This window comes from Bacillus sp. GW823-FHT06A11 (assembly GCF_058795355.1).
In genome coordinates this window covers 319207-325756 of the sequence record NZ_JBXAHS010000005.1, presented here as the reverse complement: position 1 = coordinate 325756, position 6550 = coordinate 319207, and the positions used below count along the sequence as shown (strand labels likewise).

At 33.2% G+C, this 6550-nt stretch carries 6 protein-coding genes and 1 pseudogene; 1 reads left to right on the top strand and 6 read right to left on the bottom strand.

The window, feature by feature from the left end; translation table 11 throughout:
• Positions 1-380 (bottom strand): RNA polymerase sigma factor (locus tag AC1Q8L_RS23800; protein ID WP_208730037.1); only part of this gene is annotated, 380 nt, incomplete at its 3' end.
• 295 nt (positions 381-675) lie between these two features.
• Positions 676-942: pseudogene (locus AC1Q8L_RS23795) on the bottom strand (DDE-type integrase/transposase/recombinase); the annotation flags it as partial.
• Positions 943-1135: 193 nt separating this feature from the next.
• Here AC1Q8L_RS23795 and AC1Q8L_RS23790 point away from each other — a divergent pair.
• Entirely contained in the window at positions 1136-1729 is a 594-nt protein-coding gene (locus AC1Q8L_RS23790; RefSeq protein ID WP_000053759.1) for a TasA family protein, read from the top strand.
• Positions 1730-1889: 160 nt separating this feature from the next.
• Here AC1Q8L_RS23790 and AC1Q8L_RS23785 read toward each other — a convergent pair whose 3' ends face one another.
• The 4 genes from AC1Q8L_RS23785 to AC1Q8L_RS23770 all read right to left on the bottom strand — a co-directional run bounded on the left by AC1Q8L_RS23785 (position 1890) and on the right by AC1Q8L_RS23770 (position 6540).
• On the bottom strand, positions 1890-3719 hold the full coding sequence (locus AC1Q8L_RS23785) for an FtsX-like permease family protein (protein ID WP_097853974.1): 1830 nt from the start codon (positions 3717-3719) through the stop codon (positions 1890-1892).
• A gap of 16 nt (positions 3720-3735) precedes the next feature.
• Complete coding sequence (locus AC1Q8L_RS23780; RefSeq protein ID WP_000165834.1) at positions 3736-4497, bottom strand: ABC transporter ATP-binding protein; 762 nt, start codon at positions 4495-4497, stop codon at positions 3736-3738.
• A gap of 283 nt (positions 4498-4780) precedes the next feature.
• On the bottom strand, positions 4781-5857 hold the full coding sequence (locus AC1Q8L_RS23775) for a HAMP domain-containing sensor histidine kinase (protein ID WP_000800291.1): 1077 nt from the start codon (positions 5855-5857) through the stop codon (positions 4781-4783).
• Complete coding sequence (locus AC1Q8L_RS23770) at positions 5854-6540, bottom strand: response regulator transcription factor (RefSeq protein WP_000420702.1); 687 nt, start codon at positions 6538-6540, stop codon at positions 5854-5856. The genes AC1Q8L_RS23775 and AC1Q8L_RS23770 overlap by 4 nt, the downstream gene beginning before the upstream one ends.
• Positions 6541-6550: the final 10 nt, after the last annotated feature.

The following is a 6550-nucleotide window of genomic DNA, read 5'->3' as shown; positions in this document are numbered from 1 at the left end:
CGGTGCTTTTTAGGTAGTTCTAATACAACCTTCCACACATCATTCATTTCTTCTTGCTTAAAAAATTCTTGTTCTGCCGAAGAAGACTGCTTGTCGTCACTAAAAAATCCCACTAAAGATATCCTTTTAAAATAGGATGATTTTAAATAGTTTATGGCTGTATTTCTTGTGATTTTTAATATCCACGTTTTAATGGATGAATCCTTTCGAAACGAATGCCAATGTTTAAAAACCTTTATAAAGACATCTTGTGTGATATCATCTGATAAGTGTGGATCTTTTGTAATAATAAATGAATAATTCCATACATCTTGCCAATAGTCTTTAATAACATAGTCGAGCTCGTCATGATTACATTTTCCAGTAAACTTCTGTTCCATTTCCACACCTCAAACTTATTTGAATAAACATAAAACTGCCCTCACTTTTAATATGGTTTCAATATATAGACATGATACAAGTTTCATTTGTTCCATAGCGCTTTTTTCTATATAGCTACGCTTTCTGTATTTGAATATATTGTCGTTCTTCTGTCTCTTTCTTTATTTTCTCTTGACGGTTACGTAGCTCTTCTTGCTCCCTTTGTATTTTGGTTCTGATGCAAAAACAAAGTAAAAGAGAATAAAACATATATATTCCTAACGGAATCGTATTCTATGTTACAAGTCCATCTTCTATATGATTCAAGTAATTTTGTTGTCTAAGTTGCTTACTATCAGGTATGCCTTTTTCTTTTTTCAACTACCCAATTGCTATAGAATAAGCCGGATTCTTATCGACTGTTATTACACGTGGCTTTGAAACATGAAAAGGCCGCAGCGCTTTCCTAAAAAAGCGCTTTGCAGCCTTTTCATCTCTTGTTTTGTTTAGACAAAAATCGATTGTGTTTCCTTTCGAATCAACAGTACGTTACAGGTACATCCATTGCCCTTTAACTTTAATTAAATTCCGGATTCAAACTTTCTATTTTGAGTACGTTTAATTTATAGAAAACAGATAACAACATAATTTTCTCAATAAGTAATATTCTTATTTCAATACAAAATTCTTACAATTGATGCTATACCTGTATTAAGGGGAGCGTTTTAGTTAATTAGGGAGAAAAATTGTAAAAATGATATGGGAGGAACAAAAAATGTCATTGAAAAAGAAATTAGGTGTTGGAGTGGTTTCAGCCGCTCTTGGTATGTCTTTAATCGGTGGGGGAACATATGCATATTTTAGCGATCAAGTTGTGACAAATAATACATTTGCTGCAGGTACATTGGATTTAGCTATGCAACCAACTACTTCACTTAACTTAGAAAATTTAAAACCTGGGGACAAAATATTAAAAAAATTCAATTTAAAAAATAGTGGTTCCTTAGATATTAAAGATATCATGATGAAAATAGACTATACTGTAAACGACTTAAAACAAAATAATACTACAGAAGATTTCGGTAAACATATTAAAGTACAATTTCTTTGGGATTGGGATCCTGCAAAAAGCCCTGCATACGAGACAACCCTTGCAGAACTAAAATCACAAAGTTCAGAGATTGTCTCCAAAAAAGTATTTCATTCTAAGTGGACTGAAACAGGGGGGTTAAAACCTGGGAAAATGGATTGGTTTTGGATAAAGTTTGTATTTGAAGACAACGGTACAGATCAGAACGTGTTCCAAGGGGATAGTATTGCGTTAAAAATGGAGTTCCAAGCCAATCAAACAGAGGGAAAAGAAAGATAATTTTACAAAAATATCGTTGGGAAAATGTAAAACTGAGCTTGTAATTTTTTATAATTTGTCAAATTGACCATCAAATTTCCATATAAAAAACCAGTGATACTAGTACATGTGTAGGATATCACTGGTTTTTTGAGTTTAAAATTTTGTATGTTTTGTAAAACTATTTTTCTTTCGGAAGTACAATTCTTTTATACAATTGAACTGTAATCAAGTAGTAAATCGAGTAAATTACTACGAAAATAATAATTGGTAGCCAAATACGAAAGTACGGATCAGCCAAAAGAACGCTGAACATGTTTATACCAACTAATACGTGAACAATACCCACAATTTCTGGGACTAAAAATACGAAGAATAACTCTTTATAAATCGATTGTATTAATAACTCCCTGCGAACACCAATTTTACGAAGCATTTGATAACGTGTACTATCTTTGGATGCACCGGATAGAATTTTAAACATTAAGCAGCTTGCCATCATTGCTAAAAATGCAACTCCAACGAAAAAACCCATAAATATTAGTCCGCTGGCAAAATTATGACTCACAATATACGCTTGATACTTACTATCCAATTCTTCCGCTCTCACATTTTTATATTTTGCCATCTGTAATTCATCAAGTTTTTTCCATTCTTTTATGTATGATCCAAAATCATCTGTTCTCCCCATAAACACAGTACTTTCTTTACCCTTCATACCATCGTATATGTTTTGATCTACAATTTTCATTTCATAATCAGGATACATATAATCTGGCTGGATCGTTCTGAAAGCCTGGATCCATTGTTTTGTGTTCGTCTCTCCTTGAACCCGTTTTATTGAAAATGCACCAATGGGTATTTCCTCTGAAACTTTCTCTATTTTCATACCTTGCAAGAAAGGACGATTTTTTTCTACATCTTCTTTAAGATAATAAACATACCTATCATCAACTTTGTAATGATATTCATGTTTTTCTTGAAATAAGATACCACCCAAAATTTTCTTTTCTTCCGCTGTTGGATTATGAATGACTGAATCGTAAATTCGCATTTGATCTGTCGTTTTTAGGATGTTGTTTTTAAATGCCATACCACAAGCAATTCCACCAGCACCAAGAGCCACTAAGATTGCTACTGTTGCAAGCACATTTGTTAGACCATTAATGCGGAAATTTAATTGTGCAAAAGTAAAAGCATTTAAGCCTTTTTCACTATGTTTTTTATTACTCTTTAGCTTGTTAATCATAACTGGGAGAAGTGATCCAAATATAAGGTAAGTACCAACGGTTGCTGTGATTAATCCAACGGCCATTAATCCCAAAGCAATTAGCGGATTTACATATGACATATAAATCAATGATGCATAACCAATACCCAATAAAAGAATACCAAGGAATGCAACTACAACGGTCATTTTTCCTTTTACGGCGACACGTTCAGTTTGTGCATCTGCATGTACAAGTTGCAGTACAGAAATACGCGATAATTTAATACTATTCATAATTGCTGATAATATAAATAGTACAAAGAAGTAGACGCAAGTAATAGTTATTGATGGTAGATAAAATGCTTTATAACCTTCACCAGCAAACTCGAGTTGTTTCATTAATAGTTGACCGATACCTTCTGCAAGTCCTACACCAATTGTAATTCCAATCGCAAGAGACACAGCGCCTAATACGATTGTTTCGATAAACATAAGTAATGTAACTTTATGCTTTTTTGCTCCTAACATCATATACATACCAAATTCTTTTTGACGAAGAGCTGATAAGAAAGAGTTTGCATATAAAATATAGAAAAATGTGATAACCGCTAACAAAAAGGAACCAATTTTAAAGACAGCCACAATATCCCTAATAGAAGAATTAGATTCAAGGAACGTTTTATTGGATGCTAGCGTTTGAAACATATAAAAAGTTGAAATAGAGACAATAAGACCAACAAGTAAAACAATGTAATCTTGCAACTTACTTTTTAGGCCTGACATAGAAAGTTTAAATAACATGATTGAACTTCCTTCCTTACGCTTTTTGTGTGCCTAAGTTTGCAAGCACGTCTAAAATTTCTTTATAGAATTCTTCACGGGTACCACCGCGATGAATTTCTTTATATAACTCACCATCTTGAATGAATAAAATACGCTGACAGTAACTTGCGCTGTAAGGATCATGCGTCACCATCATAATGGATACACCTTGTTCTTTATTTAAGTTTGTCATCGCATCCAGTAAACTTGTTGCATTTTTAGAATCAAGCGCTCCTGTTGGCTCGTCCCCTAAAATAATTGCTGGCTCATGCACTAACGCACGTGCTGCTGCTGAACGCTGTTTTTGTCCACCAGATACTTCAGATGGATACTTTTGAAGGATTGCTGAAATTCCTAACATATCAGCTACCTTTTCTACTTTCTGTCCAATATTTCGTGATGGGACACCCTGAAGTGAAAGTGGAAGTGCAATATTTTCGTAAATAGATAAATTTTCTAATAAGTTAAAGTCTTGGAAAATGAATCCTAATTTTTGCGAACGGAAATCAGAAAGCTCACCTTGCTTCATTTTCGTAATATCCGTACCCGCAATTTCAACAACACCGCCTGTCGCTTTATCTAACGTTGAAATTACATTTAATAATGTTGTTTTACCAGAACCAGATGGCCCCATAATTCCGACAAACTCCCCCTCATGAATTGAGAATGAAACACCTTTTAACGCGTGTGATTGGTTCTCACCTTTTTTACCGTAAACTTTTTGGACGTTTTTCACGTCTACAACTGGTTTCGTCATATATATCCTCCTACGTTTGTTTTTTCATTTCTTTAAAATAAGTTGCTATTCATATTTGCTACTAACAAAATAGTCATGTTGCATCTACCTTTTCCATAAGGCTGTCACGATGTATCCACTTGGAAGCTGTAAAGAAAATTTTATTTTAATTTCTCCACTCACCTCATCGCTTTGAATACATACATGATAAACTATAAAAATTAGGAAACACCCTGAAAAAACCTTAAGAATTCTTAAGGTTTATAAAAAAAAGCTTATGGAACCTGTAATTCCATAAGCCAATCTATTCGATTGGATGTTCAACAATAAAGGATATCCAACCTTCTTTATATTCTGCATGTATATTACCATGATGAAGTTCAACAATTCTTTTTGAGATAGCAAGCCCCAGTCCATTTCCTTGATCACTTTTTCTTGCCTTATCACCCTTGAAAAATCTTTCAAACAATTTATTAGGATCGCTAACAGGTGGTTTCTCGACTTTATTCGACACTTTCAAAATTGCTTTATTACCTATTCGTTCAAGACATACGAATAATGCCGATGGTTTCATGCTGTACTTTATCGCATTCATAAACAGATTTTCATAAACACGTACCATTTTTTCTACATCTATGAAGATAGGTATTGTTTCTTCCGTGATTGATTTTTGAACGATTAAACTTTCCTTTTCAAATATAGGAATGTATTCTCCAACTATTTGTTCCAACAAACCAGATAAATCGACTTCATTAAGATTTAACTTAGCATCTATGCCTGATAAACGAGTATATTCAAACAGCTCATCAATTAAATATCTCAGTCTCTGTGACTTTGAATACGTGGTTTCAAGGTATTCCTGTAATTGTGTGTTATTGTTGTATTGCCCTCGTTTTAATAAATCTATATAGCCAATAATAGATGTTAACGGTGTGCGTAAATCATGAGATACGTTCGTTATAAGTTCATTTTTTGTACGTTCTAATCGTCTTTCTTGTTCAAATGTATTTTCCAATTCCTTAGACATATAGTTGATATTTTGAGCAAGTTGGGTCAATTCGTCCTTCCCCTTAATCCCAATTGTCAAACCCAGTTTTCCATTGGCAATATCATTTACATTATCCGAAATGAGCTTCAAATATACTATTTTCTTTCGAACCAATATCAAAAAAAGTATGATAAAGTTAAAGATTGCGAACGCGAATAAGAAAAACAGTGCCAAATTGGCTTCAAAGATACCAAATTCTTCGTGTTTTACAAATAATGGATCTACGACGTATACCAAAATGAGGATTGTTAAACCAAATGAAATAAAAAAACTAACTGCAACAGCACCAAGAAGTTTTATAATGATCTTATTTCTAAAACTAACATTCTTCATATTTTATATCCAATTCCCCACACAGTTTTAATATAAATGGGATGTTTAGAATCCTCTTCTATTTTGTCTCTTATTTTTGTAATATGCACCATGACAGTATTGTCTGATTTATAAAAAACCTCTTCCCAAACTGCTTCATATATTTTTGCTACACTCAGGACAATCCCTTTGTTGCGGGCAAGTAGTTCGAGAATAGCAAACTCTTTTGGAGTGAGCCTTGTTTCCTTTTCCCTTACCCATACTTGACGAGTATCTGTATTCACGGTTAAGTCACCAATTTCTAGAATGCTTTTATTATGTTCTATGGACGTATTGTATTTTTTAAACCTTCTTAATTGCGATTTTACCCTAGCAATTAATTCTAATGGGTTAAACGGTTTTGATAAATAATCGTCTGCACCAGAGGCTAGACCCTGAATTTTGTCTATATCCTCAGATTTTGCAGATAGCATAATGATAGGCATATTGCGATTCTCCCTAATCTTCATGCAAGCTTCAATACCATCCATATTCGGCATCATAATATCTAAAATAATAAGATCAAATTCATTTTCTTCTAACAATTGTAAAGCTTCCATAGCATCTTCAGCTTTTTGAGTTTTCAGACCTTCATTTTCCAAATAAACAGAGATAAGATTTCTAATCTCTTTATCATCATCAACAATAAGAATTTTTAACTCCATATGATTCCTC